15 protein-coding genes are annotated in these 16889 nt (G+C 73.2%); 10 read left to right on the top strand and 5 right to left on the bottom strand.

Features of this window, described 5'->3' with window-relative positions; all coding sequences use genetic code 11:
* Positions 1-208 precede the first annotated feature (208 nt).
* The 3 genes from ABZ809_RS00075 to ABZ809_RS00065 form a co-directional block, all read right to left on the bottom strand.
* Entirely contained in the window at positions 209-970 is a 762-nt protein-coding gene (locus ABZ809_RS00075; RefSeq protein WP_357560104.1) for a VOC family protein, read from the bottom strand.
* Between the two features lie 151 nt (positions 971-1121).
* Positions 1122-3326, bottom strand: coding sequence for an AAA family ATPase (locus ABZ809_RS00070; RefSeq protein ID WP_357560103.1), 2205 nt, complete (start codon positions 3324-3326; stop codon positions 1122-1124).
* Positions 3327-3549: 223 nt separating this feature from the next.
* Complete coding sequence (locus ABZ809_RS00065) at positions 3550-4041, bottom strand: tetratricopeptide repeat protein (RefSeq protein ID WP_357560102.1); 492 nt, start codon at positions 4039-4041, stop codon at positions 3550-3552.
* A gap of 206 nt (positions 4042-4247) precedes the next feature.
* On the opposite strand from ABZ809_RS00065, the gene ABZ809_RS00060 reads away from it, so the two are divergent.
* The 3 genes from ABZ809_RS00060 to ABZ809_RS00050 are packed head-to-tail and all read left to right on the top strand — an operon-like array spanning position 4248 to position 7132.
* Positions 4248-4832, top strand: coding sequence for a helix-turn-helix domain-containing protein (locus tag ABZ809_RS00060; RefSeq protein WP_357560101.1), 585 nt, complete (start codon positions 4248-4250; stop codon positions 4830-4832).
* Positions 4833-4873: 41 nt separating this feature from the next.
* Positions 4874-6247, top strand: a complete 1374-nt coding sequence (locus tag ABZ809_RS00055) for an MFS transporter (RefSeq protein ID WP_357560100.1) — start codon at positions 4874-4876, stop codon at positions 6245-6247.
* Positions 6248-6280: 33 nt separating this feature from the next.
* Positions 6281-7132 (top strand): menaquinone biosynthesis protein, encoded by an 852-nt coding sequence (locus ABZ809_RS00050; RefSeq protein WP_357560099.1) that lies wholly within the window; start codon positions 6281-6283, stop codon positions 7130-7132.
* Between the two features lie 60 nt (positions 7133-7192).
* Here the strand turns inward: ABZ809_RS00050 and ABZ809_RS00045 are convergent, their stop codons facing one another.
* Both ABZ809_RS00045 and ABZ809_RS00040 read right to left on the bottom strand, forming a co-directional pair.
* Positions 7193-8140, bottom strand: coding sequence for a hypothetical protein (locus ABZ809_RS00045; RefSeq protein ID WP_357560098.1), 948 nt, complete (start codon positions 8138-8140; stop codon positions 7193-7195).
* Entirely contained in the window at positions 8140-9123 is a 984-nt protein-coding gene (locus ABZ809_RS00040; protein WP_357560097.1) for a hypothetical protein, read from the bottom strand. The genes ABZ809_RS00045 and ABZ809_RS00040 overlap by 1 nt, the downstream gene beginning before the upstream one ends.
* Before the next feature lie 360 nt (positions 9124-9483).
* On the opposite strand from ABZ809_RS00040, the gene paaA reads away from it, so the two are divergent.
* The 7 genes from paaA to mqnC all read left to right on the top strand — a co-directional run bounded on the left by paaA (position 9484) and on the right by mqnC (position 16829).
* Positions 9484-10551, top strand: coding sequence for a 1,2-phenylacetyl-CoA epoxidase subunit PaaA (paaA, locus tag ABZ809_RS00035; RefSeq protein ID WP_357560096.1), 1068 nt, complete (start codon positions 9484-9486; stop codon positions 10549-10551).
* Positions 10552-10628: 77 nt separating this feature from the next.
* Positions 10629-10949 (top strand): 1,2-phenylacetyl-CoA epoxidase subunit PaaB, encoded by a 321-nt coding sequence (gene paaB / locus ABZ809_RS00030; RefSeq protein WP_357560788.1) that lies wholly within the window; start codon positions 10629-10631, stop codon positions 10947-10949.
* Positions 10950-11025: 76 nt separating this feature from the next.
* Positions 11026-11751 (top strand): 1,2-phenylacetyl-CoA epoxidase subunit PaaC, encoded by a 726-nt coding sequence (gene paaC, locus ABZ809_RS00025; RefSeq protein WP_357560095.1) that lies wholly within the window; start codon positions 11026-11028, stop codon positions 11749-11751.
* A 69-nt stretch (positions 11752-11820) separates the two neighbouring features.
* Positions 11821-12297 carry a 1,2-phenylacetyl-CoA epoxidase subunit PaaD gene (gene paaD, locus ABZ809_RS00020; RefSeq protein WP_357560094.1) on the top strand — a complete coding sequence of 159 codons (477 nt, stop codon included), beginning with the start codon at positions 11821-11823 and terminating at the stop codon, positions 12295-12297.
* Positions 12294-13403, top strand: coding sequence for a 1,2-phenylacetyl-CoA epoxidase subunit PaaE (gene paaE, locus ABZ809_RS00015; RefSeq protein ID WP_357560093.1), 1110 nt, complete (start codon positions 12294-12296; stop codon positions 13401-13403). Before paaD ends, paaE begins: the two co-directional genes overlap by 4 nt.
* A gap of 240 nt (positions 13404-13643) precedes the next feature.
* Positions 13644-15491 (top strand): FG-GAP-like repeat-containing protein, encoded by a 1848-nt coding sequence (locus ABZ809_RS00010; RefSeq protein ID WP_357560092.1) that lies wholly within the window; start codon positions 13644-13646, stop codon positions 15489-15491.
* A gap of 147 nt (positions 15492-15638) precedes the next feature.
* Entirely contained in the window at positions 15639-16829 is a 1191-nt protein-coding gene (gene mqnC / locus ABZ809_RS00005; RefSeq protein WP_357560091.1) for a cyclic dehypoxanthinyl futalosine synthase, read from the top strand.
* Positions 16830-16889: the final 60 nt, after the last annotated feature.

The following is a 16889-nucleotide window of genomic DNA, read 5'->3' as shown; positions in this document are numbered from 1 at the left end:
CCCGTCCCCGCCCTGCCCCCCGCCCTGCCCCTGCCCCGCGTCTTCGCCCCCGCGATCTTGCACTTTCGGCCCTCGAACTGCCCCTTATGTGCGATTCGTCGGGGCAGTATGTGCAAGATCGCGTGGCGAGGGGGCGAGGGGGCGGGCGGGCGCGGGGGGCGGGCGGGGCGGGGCGGGGACGAGGGTCAGGGGCGGGCGGGGATGAGGGTCAGGGGCGGGTGAGGATGTTGAAGAGGGCGCCGTGGGGGTCGCGGAGGGCGGCGTAGCGGCCCGCCGGGGCGTCCTGGGGCGGGACGAGGATGGTGCCGCCGAGTTCGGCGGCGCGGGCCGCGGCCGCGTCGGCGTCGGCCACTCCGAAGTACACCGACCAGTACGCGGGCGTGTCCGCGGGGAACCCGTCACCCAGCGGCGGCAGCATGCCGGCCACGATCCGGGTGCCGAGCCGCCAGCCCGTGTACGTGACCGGCCCCGTCCGCTGGTCGTCCGGGTGCCAGCCGAAGACCAGCTCGTAGAAGACCTTGGCGCCGTCCGGGTCCGGGGTGACCAGCTCGGTCCAGGTCAGTGCGCCCGGGGTGTCGAAGACCTCGGCGCCGGGCATCGCCATCGGCTGCCAGACGCTGAAGGCGGCCCCGGCGGGGTCGGCGAAGACCGCCATCCGTCCCCGGTCGAAGACCTCGAACGGCGGCACCACCACCTGCCCGCCGGCCCGCTCGACCCGGCCGGCCACCAGGTCCGCGTCGTCGGTCGCCAGGTACGTCGACCAGATCGGCACCTGGTCGGGGATGGCCGGCGGTCCGGCGCCCGCCACCGCCCGCCCGCCGAGCAGGAAGACCGTGTAGCCGCCCGCCTCGGGTTCCGGGTCGATCCGCCCGGTCCAGCCGAACAGTTCGGGATAGAACCGCCGCGCGTCGGCGAGACCGGGGGTGGCGAGGTCGGCCCAGCAGGGCGTACCCGGCGGGACGGTGCTCACGTCGACCCCTCTCGGCTGGGGGCGGCCACGCCGGCACGCCCTGCCGGAATCGTGGCACCGACCCGCCGCGCCCCGGGGCGGTTCGGGCGAAACGTCAACTGAACCGTCGACCCCGGCGCGCCCCGCCAGCGGCACCAGCCGAGCCGGTGGGTCAGCCGAGCGGCGCGGGCAGCGGTCGTGCGTGCAGCACGGTGAGGCGGGAGACCGCCCGGGTGAGCACCACGTAGAGCCGGTGCAGGCCGCGCGGTTCGGCGGCCACGATCGCCGCCGGCTCGACGACCACGACGTGGTCGTACTCCAGGCCCTTGACCAGGGTCGCGGGCACCACCGTGACGCGCGCCGCGGCGGCCGGGTCGTCGACGGTCCCGGTCGGCACACCGGCGGTCTCCAGCGCCGCCCGCAGGTCGTCGACCGCGGCGTCCTCGGCGATCACCGCCACCGAGCCGTCGAACGCCAGCGCCGCGTGCACCTCGGCCACCGTCGCGGCGGTCAGGTCGTCGACGGTACGCACGTCGAGCGCGCCGTCGCGGCGGAGCGACTCGGCCGGGGGCACGTCGACGGCGAGCGCCGGCAGCAGCCGGTTGGCGAACGCGACCACGGCGGCGGGCACCCGGAAGCCGACCGTCAGCGGCACCACGACCGCCTCCGGCTTGCCCAGGTGGCGCAGGGACTCCCGCCAGTCGGCGGCGGCCCACGGGGCGGTGCCCTGGGCCAGGTCGCCGAGGAGGGTGACCGACCCGTGCTCGCTGCGCCGGGCGATCACCCGGCACTGCATCGGGGAGAGGTCCTGCGCCTCGTCCACGACGACGTGGCCGAAGCCGGCCGGCCGTTCGATCAGCCCGGCCGCCTCGTCGATGAGTACGGCGTCGGCGGCCGTCCATCTGGTGGCCTTCGGCGTCCGCCCGAGCTTTGTTCCGGCCGCAGCCGGGCGGCGCGCCGGGCGCGGGACGTCGGCTGCGCCACCCGTCGCCGGCTCGGGTGTCCCGACCGGGGCGGCCGTCCCGCGTAGCCGTGCCTGCTCGTCGGCGGTCAGCAGCCCGTCCGCAGCGGCGGCCAGCAGGTCGGCGTCGGTGAGCAGGGCGTGCACCAGCCCTTCCGGGGTGAGCGCCGGCCAGACCGCGTCGAGGAAGGTGGTGACCGGCGTGGCCCTGCCCATCCGGCGCAGCCAGGCGTCGCTCGGCGACTCGGCTCGCCGCGCCTCGGCCTGCCGTTGCAGCAGCGCGACCACCCGGGCCCGGACGCGTTCCCGCCCGGTGGCGTACGGGAGCTGCTCCCGGCGGGTCTCCTCCACCAGCCGGTGCAGCGGCTCCAGCCCGATCCGCCAACGGAACGAGCCGTCCGAAACCATGATCGGCTCGGGCGGCTCGCCGATGTGCGCCGCGACCGCCCGGCGCAGCACCTCGGCCATCCGGGCGTCGTGCTTGACCGCCGCGCCGGCCGGGTCGTCGACGGCCCGCACCGGCACCCGGCCGGCCAGGTCCTCCACCGTGGCCTGCTCGACCTCGACCTCGCCGAGTGCCGGCAGCACGGCCGCGATGTACGACAGGAAGGCCCGGTTCGGCCCCACGATCAGCACACCGGCCCGGCGCAGCCGTTCCCGGTGCAGGTAGAGCAGGTACGCGGCCCGGTGCAGGCCGACCGCCGTCTTGCCGGTGCCCGGGGCGCCCTGCACGCAGATCGAGGCGCTCAGGTCGGCCCGGACCAGCTCGTCCTGCTCCGGCTGGATGGTGGCGACGATGTCACGCATCGGCCCGACGCGCGGCCGCTCGATCTCGGCGGTCAGGATCCGGCTGGCGGTGCCGAGTTCCTCGCCCTGGTCGAGGCGCTCGTCCTCGAAGCTGGTCAGCGCCCCGTTGCTGAACCCGAAGCGGCGCCGCACCGCCACGCCCTGCGGGTCGCTCGCGCTCGCCCGGTAGAACGACCGGGAGACCGGGGCCCGCCAGTCCAGCACCAGCGGCTCGCCCCGTTCGTCGGTGACGTGCCGTCGGCCGACGTGGTACCGCCGCCCGGCGTGCTCCGCGTGGTGCCACCCGCCCGAGGGGTCGTCGGCGGCACCGGACCAGCCGCCGGACCGGCCGCCCACGGGCGCCTCGCCGGGTGCGCCGCCGGCTGCCGGGCCGAAGTCGAGGCGGCCGAAGAAGAGCGGCGTGGTCGGGTCGTCGGCGAGTTCGGCGACGCGGCGGGCCAGGGTGCGCCCCAGCGTCTCGGCCGCGTACGCGTCGCCGGCCACCTGGTCGCCGGTGGAGAAGAGGGCCTCGGCGCGTTCCCGCATCTGGGCCAGGGCCGTCCGCGAGGTGGCGAGGTGCGTGCGTTCGGCGGCCAGGTCGGCGTCGAGGTCGAGGTCGAGTGCCGTCACGCTGAATCCCATCGGGTCATCTGCTGATCGCTCGCGTGTCCGGCGGGCGGATGGCCGGCCCCGGCGCGGGACGTCCGATGCGGTGGTCACTCTCACCCCGGCCGTCAGCGGCCTGACATCTTACGCGCGCGGGTGCGGCGGGTCCCACCGGTTTTTCGGAGTTGCGCGTGTCGGAAGACGTTCGGGCTCTGCTGCCGATCCGGACCCGACCCCGCCGCCCCGGCTACCGGGTGGTCTCTTCCGCGGTACGTGCCTGCTCAGAGGTCAGTTGCTGCGCCAGCCGATCCAGCCCGCCCTTGATCAGCTGTGCGTAGTCGTCATCACCGAGCGCGCCGATCCCCGCCCGCGCCTGCTGGAGGCATTCGCGGGCCCGGTCGAGGTCGCCGAGCTTGCGGTGGCACTCACCGAGGTTGAGATGCAACGACGGATAGAGGCCGGCCACGGACATCGGCACCCCAGCCTGCGCAACCCGGTCATCGGTGAGCAGGTCGGCCGCCGCCAGCGCCCGCTCGTCCCAGACCAGCTCCTGGTGGACGTCGTCCTGCACGTCGGCCATCGAGTGCGCGAGGACGCATACGTGCAGGGGATCGCCCTGCTCGCCGCCGATATCGTCCCAGATCCGCGCAAACAGGTCGCGAGCAGCCTCGCGTTGGCCTTGCTGATGATGCAACTGCACACCTTGGTTGATGCGGGCGAGCGTTTCATCGGTGATCATCAGCTGCTCCTGCGGGCTCAACGCGCGACGATGTCATGGATCGTAGTTGCCTCGAAACCATCGGTAGGGCCCCCGGCGCCGCTGCCGGTCCACATCGGGGTGCGGACCACCGGATTTCCGCAGTCACGACGGCGGGCCGGTCGGCGCGGCGGTGTGCTGGCCGGCCGGGGGCCGCTGGCGGCCGGGCGACCAGGAATCATGGACGCATGACGGAGGCGCGTCCCGAGCGGCGCCAGATGACGGTCAGCGATCCGCAGGTGATGCGGGCGCTGGCCCATCCGGCCCGAATCGCGATCATGGAGCATCTGGGCAGGGTGCCGGGCGGTGCGACCGCCACCGAGTGCGCGGAGGTGGCCGGGCTGTCGCCGAGCGCCACCAGCTACCACCTGCGGGCGCTGGCGAAGTCGGGCCTGGTGGAGCAGGCGCCGAGCCGCGGCGACGCGCGCGAGCGGCTGTGGCGCACGGTCGGTCAAGGCCTGATGGTCGACGCGGGCCGCTCCGCCGGGCCCGAGGTGCGCGCGGCCGAGCAGGCGCTGGTGGAGGCGCACGCGGCGCGGGACCTGGAGCGGGCCCGGGACTGGCTGCGTCGGGCGGGCGAGGAGCCCCCCGAGTGGTACGACGCCGCGCTGTTCAGCGACACGGTGCTGCTGCTCACCGCCGAGGAGTTGGCCGAGCTGAACGAGGCGGTGAGCGCGCTGTTCGAGCCGTACCGGCAGCGGAACCGGCAGGCGGACGCGCCCGCCGGTGGGCGTTCGGTGGCGGTGCACTACCGGGTGGTGCCGCTGGCGTAAGGGGGTTGATCCGATCAGTTGTGAAGGATTATTTTCGAAGTATGTCCTTCACAACTGACGGTTCGCGTTGGTCCGATGTCTGGCTCGCCGCCGTCGCGCGTGGCACCTCGATCTGCGGGGACTTCCTCGCCGCCACCGCGCTGGCGCTCGCGCTCCAGGCCACCGGGGCCAGCGGGCTCGCCGTGTCCGGGCTGCTGCTGGCGGCCACCCTGCCGCTGGTGGTGCTCGCCCCGGTCACCGGGCGGCTCGCCGACCGGGTGGACAGCCGTACGCTGCTGGTCGCCGTCGGGTTCGGGCAGGCCACCGTGTGCGCCCTGCTCGCCTTCGCCGACCACCCCGCCCTGATCATCGGGCTGGTCGCGCTGCTCGCCTGCGGGCTGGCCGTGACCCAGCCCTGCCTCGCGGCGCTGCTGCCGACGATGGTGCGCCCCGCCGACCTGCCCCGGGCCAGCGCGATCAGCCAGACCGCCTCGTCCCTGGGCGCGCTCGGCGGCCCGGTGCTCGCCGGGCTCCTCGTCGGGCAGTTCGGCACCCGCGTACCGCTACTCATCGACGCCGCGAGCTATCTCGCCCTGGTGGCCGTGGGCCTGCTGCTGAAGACCCGGCGGGGCGGCCGGCGGACCGTCGCGGTCGTGCCGGGGACCGGGGCCGGCCAGGCCCAGGCGTGGCGGCTGCGCCGCGACCCGTTGCTGCTGGTCGTCGTCCTCAGTACGGCGGCGGTCATCACGGCGGTGGGCGGCCTCAACGTGATCGAGGTCTTCTTCATCCGGGAGACGCTCGGCGGCTCGCCCACCACGTACGGGCTCGTCGGCGCCGCCTGGATGGCGGGCATGATGCCGGGGAGCTGGCTCTGCGCCCGGCTGGCCCGCCGGCTCACCGACGACGGTGCCCTGGTGTACGGGGTGCTGGCGACGCTCGGCGGCATCTGCCTCATGGTGCTGGTTGCCGCCGCCGTGCCGACGGCCGCGCTGCTGGTCCCGCTCTGGCTGGTCGCGGGCGCGGCGAACGGCGGGGAGAACGTCTTCGCCAACGTGCTCACCGCCCGCAGGGTGCCCGAGGCGGCGCGCGGCCGGGCGTACGCCGCCTACGGGGCGGCCGTGCAGGGCGGCTCGATGGGCGGCTACCTCATCGGGGGCGCCCTGTTGGCCGTGCTGTCACCGCGACCCCTCATCGCGGCAGCCGGTGCCGTCGGCCTGCTGGTCGTGGCGGCGATCGTGCCGGCCGTCGTCCGGTCCGTCCGGCGTGCCCGGTCCGTCGCCACCGCCACCGCCACCGCCACCGACGGCGACGCAGACGGCGGGCGCGTGGGCGGCGTCGCCGTGGCCGGGTCGGTGGTGGCGGAGCAGACCGGCGGGCAGGGCGGCGGCGGTCGGGCGGCGGATGCGGGGTTGGCCACTCCCAGCCCGGCCCGTTGAGCCCCGGCGCGGCGGCGGGGATACGGTCGGGGCATGGTTGAGCACGTCGCACGCCCCCGGGTCGGGCACATCCAGTTCCTGAACTGCCTGCCGATCTACTGGGGGTTGATGCGCTCCGGCGCCCTGATCGACGTCGACCTGCACAAGGACTCCCCGGACCGGCTGAGCGCCGCGCTGGTCGCCGGTGACCTGGACATCGGCCCGATCTCCCACGTGGAGTACCTGCGCCACGCCGACGAGCTGCTGCTCCTGCCCGACCTGGCGGTCGGCAGCGACGGGCCGGTGCTGTCGGTCAACATCGTCTCCACCCGCCCGCTGGCCGACCTCGACCATGGCAAGGTGGCGCTGGGCTCGACCTCGCGGACCGGCGTGCTGCTGGCCCAGTTGTTGCTCGGCGAGCGGTACGGGGTGAACCCGGAGTACTTCCGCTGCCCGCCCGACCTGACCCAGATGCTGCTGGAGGCCGACGCCGGGGTGCTGATCGGCGACGTGGCGCTGCGTGCCCTCTACGAGGCGCCGCGGCGCGGCCTGGAGGTCACCGACCTCGGGCAGGCGTGGCGGGAGTGGACCGGCCTGCCGATGGTCTTCGCCGTGTGGGCGGTACGCCGCGACTTCGCCGCCGCCCACCCGGGCCTGGTCAAGGAGGTGCACGAGGCGTTCCTGCGTTCCCGGGACCTCTGCCTGGCCGAGCTGGACCAGGTGGCCGAGGCCGCCGCGCGCTGGGAGCCGTTCGACGCGGAGACCCTGGCGACCTACTTCCGGGCGCTGGACTTCTCGCTGGGCGAGCGCCAGGTGGCCGGCCTGCGGGAGTTCGCCCGTCGGGCGGCCACTCTCGGCGCCGCCCCGCCCCTGCCCGACTCCGGGCCGGACTTCTTCCGGGGCTGACCCGCCGCTTCGTCACGCGCCCGCCCCGGCCGAGGCCCGGGCGGGCGGGCGGCGGGGGGATCAGGTGGCGGGGCGGAGCAGGGCCTCGGTGATCTTCTGGCAGTTCTTCATGCCGTACTCGTAGCCCATGTCGATCGGGTAGCGGACCATCACGCCCATCGTCCAGGTGTCACCGATGGCGAGGCAGTTGATGTGCATCTCCTGCTCCTTGGTCCGGTCGATCCAGCCGTTCTTGATGGCGATGGTCTTGCGCTCGGCGGCCGGGAACGCCTTGCGGATGCCGAAGTCGCCGCTGCCCCGGACCAGCCGCATCTCGTTGAGCAGCCACTTGGTCCACTTCGGGCCGGCCGCCCGGCCGTCGGCGATGCAGGCGCCCATCCGGGCGGTGTCCCGGGGGGAGAGCTTCGTCCGGCTCCAGCCGCCGTCGCTGGCGACGCTGCTGTCGGTCAGCTCGCACTTGGCGAGCAGTCGCTTGATCGAGGCGGACCCGCCCAGGGCGTTGTAGAACTGCTGGGTCCGGGTGTTGTCGCTGTCTCGGATGATCCTCGTGGCGTCGGCCAGCTTGGCGTCGCTGGGGGTCTGCCCCTGCTCGTCGGCCCGGCGCAGGTGGTCGGCGACGATCCAGGCCTTGATCAGCGACGCGGTGGTGTTGGTCTCGTCCATGTTGTCCGAGCCGATGATCTCGCCGCTGCGGCGGTCGAGGACGCTCCAGGAATACCAGCCCTCGATGTCGAGGTCGAGCTCCTGTGCCTCGAACGGCAACGGCTCCGGCGTGGGGCTCGGTGTCGGCGACGGCGACGGCCGCGAGCTGCGGTCGCTCGGGGCACCCGTGGCGCGGTCGACCGGGCCGGCGGGGGCGCCCCACCTGGCGGCGGCGGTGGACTCGAACGGCGAGCCCGGCAGCAGCCGCAGGGAGACGAGGACCAGGCCGACGAGGACCACGGCGACGGCGATCAGCTTGACGGGGGAGGCGTCGCCGCCCCGGTCGGCCCGCCGCTGGCGCGCCATCAGAGCTTCCCGGCCGGCTGCTGCGGCACCTTGAGGGCGGCACCGGGCTGCGGGGTCACGAGCTGTGTGGCGACGGAGGCGCAGACCTGCGCGCCGTAGTTCAGGCCGCTCTTCTGCGGGTAGCGGAGCATGACCGCGAGGCTCCACTTGTCGGCGACCGCCAGGCAGCTCACGTGCCAGTTGCCGTCGTAGTTGAGGGGCGTCCACCCGTTCTTGATGCTCACCGGCCCCTGGGCCTTGATCTCGGCCGGCAGGCCGTCGACGATGCCCCACTTGCCGCCGCCGGATTTGGCCTGCTGGCTCTTCACGCTGCCGCGCACCTTGGACATCTCGTCCAGCACCCACTGGGTCCACTTCGGCCCGGCCGCCTTGCCGTCGGCGATGCAGTCACCGAGCCGGACGGCGTCCCGGGGGGACATCCGGGTGAAGCTCCAGTAGCCCTCGTACCCCACCACGTTGCCGCGCTTGGTGTCGGTCAGGCCGCAGATGCTGATCGCCCGCTTGATGACCGGACCCGGCTGGCCGTCCGGGGATTTCCGATATGAGCCGCCCGCGGCGTAGTAGACGGCGTTGGCGGCGTCGTCGTTACTGTCCCGGATGGCGAGGCTCGCCTGCTGCTTCAACTTCGCCGACGGCTCCTTGTCGCCGAGCTGGCGCAGGTAGTCGGCGACGATCCAGGCCTTGATCATCGACTCGGTGGAGCTGGTCGCGGCCAGGTTCTTCGACCCGGAGATCTCGCCGGTCTCCCGGTCCATCAGCGCCCACGAGAAGAACTCGCCCTTGAAGTTCACCGAGACCGGGCCGGCGGCCAGGGTCGGCGGTGGCGGCGTGGTCGGTGCGGGTGCCGCGACGCTCCCGCCGCCGCTTCCGCCGCTCGCGGCGTCGTCGTCGCCGGCGAGTTTGGCGTACGCGGCGGGAACCAACAGGCCGCCACCGAGAAGGACCGCCACGACGGCGAGCACCAGGGGCACGCGGGATCGCATGAGCGGATGAACTCCAGATGTCAGGGCCGGGGGGACCGGCTTGTTGTCGGGACGGATCGGCGGACCGCCGGGGCCGGGGGGAAGCGGCCTCCGTGTTGCTCGGGCGATCGCCGTCAGCCGATCGGTGTGACGGAGGAAGTCTACGTGCGGATCGGCGGCACGCCACGACCCGACACCTGGCAACTTGCCATGAAGGCGGGATATCGGACCGCTATGCGGTCATTGAGAGGATTCACCTCCTGTTCGTGACCCAAGTCATAGTTTCGGCCCGCCCCGGCACGGGCCGCCATCCGTTGGGCGGCTCCGGAAACCTGTTACACACCTCTGGTGCCACAAGATGCGAGCTGTAACACTTGGCTCATGTATGGCAACGACTTCTCCGCCGAGGACACATCCGGCGGTGGCCTGCTCGGTGAGGTCGAGGCGGCGGAGGCGGCCCTGCGGGAGGCCGCCGAGCGGGGGCGCCAGGGCGGTGCTCCCGCCCCGGGCGAGGACCTCGCGGCGTACTTTGCCGAGGTCATCGACGCCGACCAGAAGATCGAGCCGCGCGACTGGATGCCCGAGGCGTACCGGAAGACGCTGATCCGGCAGATCGCGCAGCACGCGCACTCCGAGATCATCGGCATGCAGCCGGAGGGGAACTGGATCAGCCGGGCACCCTCGCTCAAGCGCAAGGCGATCCTGCTGGCCAAGGTCCAGGACGAGGCCGGCCACGGCCTCTATCTCTACGCCGCCGCCGAGACCCTCGGGATCAGCCGGGACGAGCTGGTCGAGCTGCTGCTCAACGGCCGGCAGAAGTACAGCTCGATCTTCAACTACCCGACGCTGACCTGGGCCGACGTGGGCGCGATCGGCTGGCTGGTGGACGGCGCCGCCATCGTCAACCAGGTGCCGCTGTGCCGCTGTTCCTACGGGCCGTACGCGCGGGCGATGATCCGGGTCTGCAAGGAGGAGTCGTTCCACCAGCGGCAGGGCTACGAGATCCTGCACACGCTGGCGCACGGCACCGGAGCGCAGAAGGCGATGGCGCAGGACGCCGTCGACCGCTGGTGGTACCCGTCGCTGGCGATGTTCGGCCCGCCGGACACCGACTCGACCCACTCGGCGCAGTCCATGGCCTGGAAGATCAAGCGGTTCTCCAACGACGAGCTGCGCCAGCGTTTCGTCGACATGTGCGTGCAGCAGGCCGAGATCCTCGGCGTGACCATCCCGGACCCGGGCCTGCGCTGGAACGAGGCACGGCAGTCGTACGACTTCACCCAGCCCGACTACGACGAGCTGATGCGGGTGATCAAGGGAGACGGCCCGTGCAACCGGCAGCGGGCGGAGCACCGCCGCCGCGCCCACACCGAGGGCGCCTGGGTGCGCGAGGCCGCGACGGCGTACGCCGCCAAGCGGGCGGAGAAGAAGGAGAAGGTGTCGGCGTGAGCGAGCGTAGCGAGCGAACGGATCAGCGCGGCGTGAGCGATCCGTCGCCTTTGCGCGGTGTGAGTGATCCGTCGCCTTTGCGCGGTGTGAGCGGTCCGTCGCCTTTGCGCGGTGTGAGCGGTCCTTCGCCTCTGTGGGAGGTCTTCGTGCGGGCCCGGCGCGGGTTGTCGCACACCCACGTCGGCAGCCTGCACGCGCCCGACGCCGAGCTGGCCCTGCGCAACGCCCGGGACCTCTACACCCGCCGCCAGGAGGGCGTCTCCATCTGGGTGGTGCCGGCGGGCGCGATCACCGCGTCGAGCCCCGACGAGAAGGACGCCTTCTTCGACCCGGCGGCCGACAAGGTCTACCGCCACCCCACCTTCTACGAGGTGCCGGACGGGGTGGCGCACCTGTGAGCGAGCGCAGCGAGCGAACCATCCGGTTCGGCACCGGGGCGCGTCGCGCCGCCGCCGAGCGGAGCGGGGTGGCGGCGTGACCGGCCCCTTCGACTTCACCCTCGCCCTCGGCGACGACGCGCTCGTCGCGGCGCAGCGGCTGGCCGAGTGGACCACCCGCGCGCCGGAGATGGAGGAGGACATCGCCCTGGCGAACATCGCCCTCGACCAGCTCGGCGCGGCCCGGCTCCTGCTGTCGTACGCGGGCGAGCTGGAGGGCGCCGGCCGGGACGAGGACGCGCTGGCGTTCCTCCGCGACGACCGGGAGTTCCGCAACTGCCTGCTGGTGGAGCTGCCCAACGGCGACTTCGCGGTCACCGTGGCCAAGCTGTTCTTCCTCGCGGCCTACCAGGTCCCGCTCTACACCGCGCTGGCCGGGTGCACCGACGAGCGGCTGGCCGCGATCGGGGCCAAGGCCCGTAAGGAGTCGGCCTACCACCTCGACCACGGCTCACTGTGGGTGAAGCGGCTCGGCGACGGCACCGAGGAGTCGCACCGGCGCATGCAGGCGGCGGTCGACCAGGTCTGGCCGTACGTGCACGAGCTGTTCACTGCGGACCCGGCCGCGCCGGTCGATCCGGCCACCCTGCGGGCCGACTTCGACGCCCGGGTGACCGCCGTGCTCGACGAGGCGACGCTGACCCTGCCGGAGGCCGGCTGGGCGCCGGCCGGTGGGCGGGACGGGGTGCACACCGAGCACCTGTCCTTCCTGCTCGCGGAGATGCAGGTGCTGCACCGCGCCCACCCCGGGGCCAACTGGTGAGGGGGTACCGGTGAGCGCGAGGAGTGCAGCGCAGCGGAGCCCCGCAGTCGCGAACGGAAGGCCATACCGGTGACGGACCCGAGGGAGGCCGTGGCGGCGGTGGTGGATCCGGAGATCCGGGTCGTCACCATCGACGAGCTCGGCATCCTGCGGGCGGTCGACGAGGACCCGGCCACCGGCCGGGTGGTCGTGACCATCACCCCCACCTACACGGGCTGCCCGGCGATGGACGTGATCCGGGCCGACATCCGCCGGGCGCTGGCGGCGGCCGGGCACCCGGACGCCGAGGTTCGCACCGTCTACAGCCCGGCGTGGAGCACCGACTGGATCTCCGCCGCCGGCCGGGCGAAGCTCGCCGCCGCCGGCATCGCCCCGCCGGCACCCGTCCCCGCCGGCAACGCGGTGCCACTGACCCTCGCCGTCCGCTGCCCGCGCTGCGGCTCGGCCGAGACCGAGCAGGTCAGCCGTTTCGGCTCGACCGCGTGCAAGGCGCTCTGGCGCTGCCGTACCTGCCGTGAACCCTTCGACCACCTGAAGGCGCTGTGACTGTCACCATCACCCGCCCGGTCCGTCGCCGGCCGGTCTTCCACCCGCTGTCCGTCGCCGCCGTCGACCGGCTCACCGACGACGCCGTGGCGGTCACCTTCGCCGTGCCCGAGGAGCTGCGGGAGACGTTCGCGTTCGCCGCCGGCCAGCACCTCACCGTCCGGCGCAGCACCGACGCCGGGGAGGACGTGCGGCGGTCGTACTCCATCTGCTCCACCCCCGACGAGCTTGCCCGGCACGGCCGGCTGCGGATCGGCGTGCGGGAGATCCCCGGCGGTGCCTTCTCCGCGTACGCCTGCGGCGCGCTGCGGGGCGGCGACACCGTCGAGGTGCTGCCGCCGCTCGGGCACTTCACCACGGCCTTCGCGCCGGACCGGGCCCGCCACTACGGCGCGGTGGTCGCCGGCTCGGGCATCACCCCGGTGCTCGCGCTGGTCGCCACGGCGCTCGCCGTCGAGCCGGCCAGCACGTTCACCCTGGTGTACGGCAACCGCACGGCGAACACGGTGATGTTCGCCGAGGAGCTGGCCGACCTGAAGGACCGGTGGCCGGCCCGGCTGCACCTGGTGCACGTGCTCTCCCGGGAGCAGGGCGAGTCGCCGCTGCTCTCCGGCCGGATCGACGCCGAGCGGCTGGGCCGGCTGCTGGACACCATCGTGCCCGCCGACGCCGTCGACGAGTGGTTCCTGTGCGGCCCGTACGGCATGGTGGTGGACGCCCGGGAGGTGCTCACCGCGCGTGGCGTGCCGGAGTCGGCGGTGCACGCGGAGTTGTTCCACGTCGCGGAGGCCCCGGCCCCGCCGAGGCGACCGGCCGACGAGCCGGGCGGCGGCGCCGAGGTGACGATCCTGCTGGACGGCCGGTCGTCGCGCTTCACGATGCGGCGCGACGAGCGGGTGCTGGACGCGGCGCTCAAGGTGCGCGGCGAGCTGCCCTACGCCTGCAAGGGCGGGGTCTGCTCGACCTGCAAGGCCAGGGTGGTCGACGGCGCGGTCACGATGGCCCGCAACTACGCGCTGGAGCCGGACGAGGTGGCCGCTGGCTACGTCCTGACCTGCCAGTCCAGCCCGACCACCGACACCCTGACTGTCGACTACGACGCCTGACGAGCCGGCCGCCGCCGCGGTGAATCAGTGACCTGGCCGTCGAAGGCGATGCTGTGCCACAGGTCGGCCCGGCGGTCGTCGCCGACGCCGGCGTGGGTGGCTCCCGCCCGCCGGAGACGACGTGTCGGACGCTGGCAGGTCGGGGCGTCGTGAGGCGGTCGCGTGGGGCGATGCGGAGACTCTCCTTTATCTATATTGATCTCGTCATCGGGCAGCCGTGCCCGAGGAGTGGGAGTCCTGATGGTTCAGATGGTGCGACGACGGCGAAGAGCCCTCGTCATCGGTGTCGCTGCCGCGTTGACGGCAGGGGCTGTCGCAGGTGCGCCGGCCCGGGCGGTAAGCGGGGGTAGCCCGGTAACGGACAGCGCGTACGCCTTCGCGGCGAAGGTCACCTTCGGCGAGTTGGGTGCCTGCTCCGGGGTGCTGGTCGCGCCCCAGTGGGTGTTGACGGCCCATTCGTGCCTTCCCCCCGGCGCGGGCCCGCGCTCGACCGCGAGCGCTCCCGCGTGGCCCACCACGGTCACCGTGGGCCGGCTGGACCTGACCACGAACGACGGCCGGGTGCAGCGTGCCAATCTCGTGGTGTCGCACCCGGACCGGAACCTCGCGCTGCTCCGGCTCACGCTGCCGGTGGTCGGCGTCACCCCCGTCGCGCTCGCCACCGGGGCACCCGTGCCGGGCGAGACGTTGCAGGCGCTCGGCTTCGGCCGCACCGCCACCGAGTGGGTGCCCGACAAGCTGCACGGTGCGCCGGTCACGGTCGGCACCGTCTCGGCCACCACCATCGCGATCAGCAACGGGCAGGGTGGGCCGACCACCTGCAAGGGTGACGCCGGGGGGCCGGCGGTGCGGGTGGTGAACGGAAGTCCCGAGCTGGTTGCCGTACACGCCACCTCCTGGCAGGGTGGCTGCCTCGGCGAGACGGAGACCCGGCGGGACGCCACCGAGACCCGCATCGACGACCTGGCCGGTTGGATTCGCCAGAACACCCCCAACAACTGCAGTGCCGGTGGCGCGAGTCACGGCCCGGCAGACCAGGCAGGTGTGGTGATCCTGGGCGACTGGACCGGCGACTGCCGCACCGACGTGCTCGCCCAACTCGCCGACGGCCGGCTGCGGGCCTACGCTTCGAGCGGCGACCTCTCGGGTGCGACTCCGCTCTTCCCGGCGTCCAATCCGTACGTCGGGACGAACTGGGGTGGGACCAACCGGCCACGGGTGCTCACCGGGGACTTCACCGGGGACGGCCGGACGGACATCATCGGGCAGACTGCTGACGGCACGCTGACCGCCTGGGCGTCGACCGGCGATCTCTCTGCCGACTACCGGCTCTTCTCGGGAGCGACCGCGATCGTCGGCACCGGGTTCAGCATCGGCTCGATGCCCCGGATCATCCCGGGTGACTTCAACGGCGACGGCCGCACCGACCTTCTCGGTCAACTGTCCAACGGCACGCTACGGGTCTGGACGTCCACGGGTGATCTCTCCGCCGACGCCCGGCTGTTTGCCGGGGCGACGAGAGACGTCGGCACCGGTTTCACCACCACGGAGGTGCCGCGGATCCTGACCGGCGACTTCAACGGCGACGGGCGGACCGACCTGATCGCCCAGCACGCCGACGGCACCATGAAGGGGTACCGGTCCAGCGGAGATCTTTCCATGGACATGAGGCTCTTCCCGGCGACCTTTGTGGCGAAGGTGGTCGGCACCGGTTGGCAGAGTTCCTCGATTCCCCGGGCGCTGCCGGCCGACATCGACGGTGACGGCACCACCGACCTGGTCGCCCAGCTCGACGACGGGCGGCTGCGGGCGTTCCGGTCGTCGGGGGCGCTGACCGGTGACGAGCCCCTGTTCTCCGGGCCGTTCCCGTTCGTCGGCACCAACTGGGGCGCGACGAACCGGCCCCGCATCCTGGTCGGGGACCTCACCGGGGACGGGCGCGCCGACCTGATCGGCCAGGACGCCGCCGGCAACCTGCGCGGCTTCCGGTCCACCGGAGACCTGAGCGCCGATTTCAAGCTGTACGCCACCAGCCCCGGTGACGCGGGCAGCGCCTGGGCGGTCAGCACCGTGCCGCGTATTTTCTGACCGGTTGGTGCGGCGTCGTCCGACGGGCGACGCCGCACCGCCGGAGCCCGGCCGGCGAGCGTGAACGGCGTCACAGGTGACGGTCGCCGGGCGGGTTGTTCGGTGGCCATCGACCGGCCGCCCGAGCGGGCGACGTAGGCTCGGGGGGTGAGTGTGAGCCGGGAGATCGACGACATCCTGCAGCGTGGCGCGGACGGCGGGCGGATCACGCCCGAGGAGGCCCTGCTGCTCTACACCGAGGCGCCCTTCCACCCCCTGGGCGAGGCTGCCGACGCGGTGCGCCGCCGGCGGTACCCGGACAACATCGTCACGTACCTGATCGACCGCAACATCAACTACACCAATGTCTGCGTGACGGCGTGCAAGTTCTGCGCGTTCTACCGGGCGCCCAAGCACAAGGAGGGCTGGACCCACCCGACCGAGGAGATCCTGCGCCGCTGCGGCGAGGCGGTCGAGCTGGGGGCCACCCAGGTCATGCTCCAGGGCGGTCACCACCCCGACTACGGCGTGGAGTACTACGAGGAGCTGTTCTCCTCGGTCAAGAAGGCCTACCCGCAGCTCGCCATCCACTCCATCGGCCCGAGCGAGATCCTGCACATGGCCAAGGTGTCCGGCGTCAGCCTGGACGAGGCGATCGCCCGGATCAAGGCGGCCGGGCTGGACTCGATCGCCGGTGCCGGCGCGGAGATGCTGCCCGAGCGACCCCGCAAGGCGATCGCGCCGCTGAAGGAGTCGGGCGAGCGCTGGCTGGAGGTCATGGAGCTGGCGCACCGGCAGGGCGTCGAGTCGACCGCCACCATGATGATGGGCACCGGCGAGACGGCCGCCGAGCGGATCGAGCACCTGCGGATGATCCGCGACGTGCAGGACCGCACCCGGGGCTTCCGGGCGTTCATCCCGTGGACGTACCAGCCGGAGAACAACCACCTCAAGGGCCGCACCCAGGCCACCACCCTGGAATACCTGCGGCTGGTCGCGGTGGCCCGGCTCTTCTTCGAGACGGTGCCGCACCTCCAGGCGTCCTGGCTGACCACCGGCAAGGACGTCGGGCAGCTCGCCCTGCACATGGGCGTCGACGACCTCGGTTCGATCATGCTGGAGGAGAACGTCATCTCCTCCGCCGGGGCTCGGCACCGCTCGAACCTGCACGAGCTGATCGGCATGATCCGCGCGGCGGACCGGATCCCCGCCCAGCGGGACACCCTCTACAACCGGCTGGCCGTGCACCGGACCCCGGCCGACGACCCGACCGACGAGCGGGTGGTCTCGCACTTCTCCTCGATCGCGATGCCGGGCGGCGGCGCCGGAAAGGCCCTTCCGCTGGTCGACGCCCGCTGACCCCGATCACCCCGCCCCGCCGCCCCCCCCGGCCCTGCCGCCCCGCCGCCCCGCCGCCCC

The sequence above is a fragment of the Micromonospora sp. NPDC047074 genome, from assembly GCF_040643815.1.
In the GTDB taxonomy this organism is placed as follows: Bacteria; Actinomycetota; Actinomycetes; order Mycobacteriales; family Micromonosporaceae; genus Micromonospora.
The sequence above is the reverse complement of the archived record's forward strand: the minus strand, read 5'-3'. Positions and strand labels throughout refer to the sequence as shown.

Bases quoted from the DNA above. Each gene is read 5' to 3' on its own strand.
- ABZ809_RS00055 (WP_357560100.1), top strand. From the start codon at position 4,874: ATGTCCTTCACAACTGACGGTTCGCGTTGGTCCGATGTCTGGCTCGCC.
- ABZ809_RS00060 (WP_357560101.1), top strand. From the start codon at position 4,248: ATGACGGAGGCGCGTCCCGAGCGGCGCCAGATGACGGTCAGCGATCCG.
- ABZ809_RS00040 (WP_357560097.1), bottom strand. From the start codon at position 9,123: ATGCGATCCCGCGTGCCCCTGGTGCTCGCCGTCGTGGCGGTCCTTCTC.
- ABZ809_RS00045 (WP_357560098.1), bottom strand. From the start codon at position 8,140: ATGGCGCGCCAGCGGCGGGCCGACCGGGGCGGCGACGCCTCCCCCGTC.
- paaA (WP_357560096.1), top strand. From the start codon at position 9,484: ATGTATGGCAACGACTTCTCCGCCGAGGACACATCCGGCGGTGGCCTG.
- ABZ809_RS00050 (WP_357560099.1), top strand. From the start codon at position 6,281: ATGGTTGAGCACGTCGCACGCCCCCGGGTCGGGCACATCCAGTTCCTG.
- ABZ809_RS00065 (WP_357560102.1), bottom strand. From the start codon at position 4,041: ATGATCACCGATGAAACGCTCGCCCGCATCAACCAAGGTGTGCAGTTG.
- ABZ809_RS00010 (WP_357560092.1), top strand. From the start codon at position 13,644: ATGGTTCAGATGGTGCGACGACGGCGAAGAGCCCTCGTCATCGGTGTC.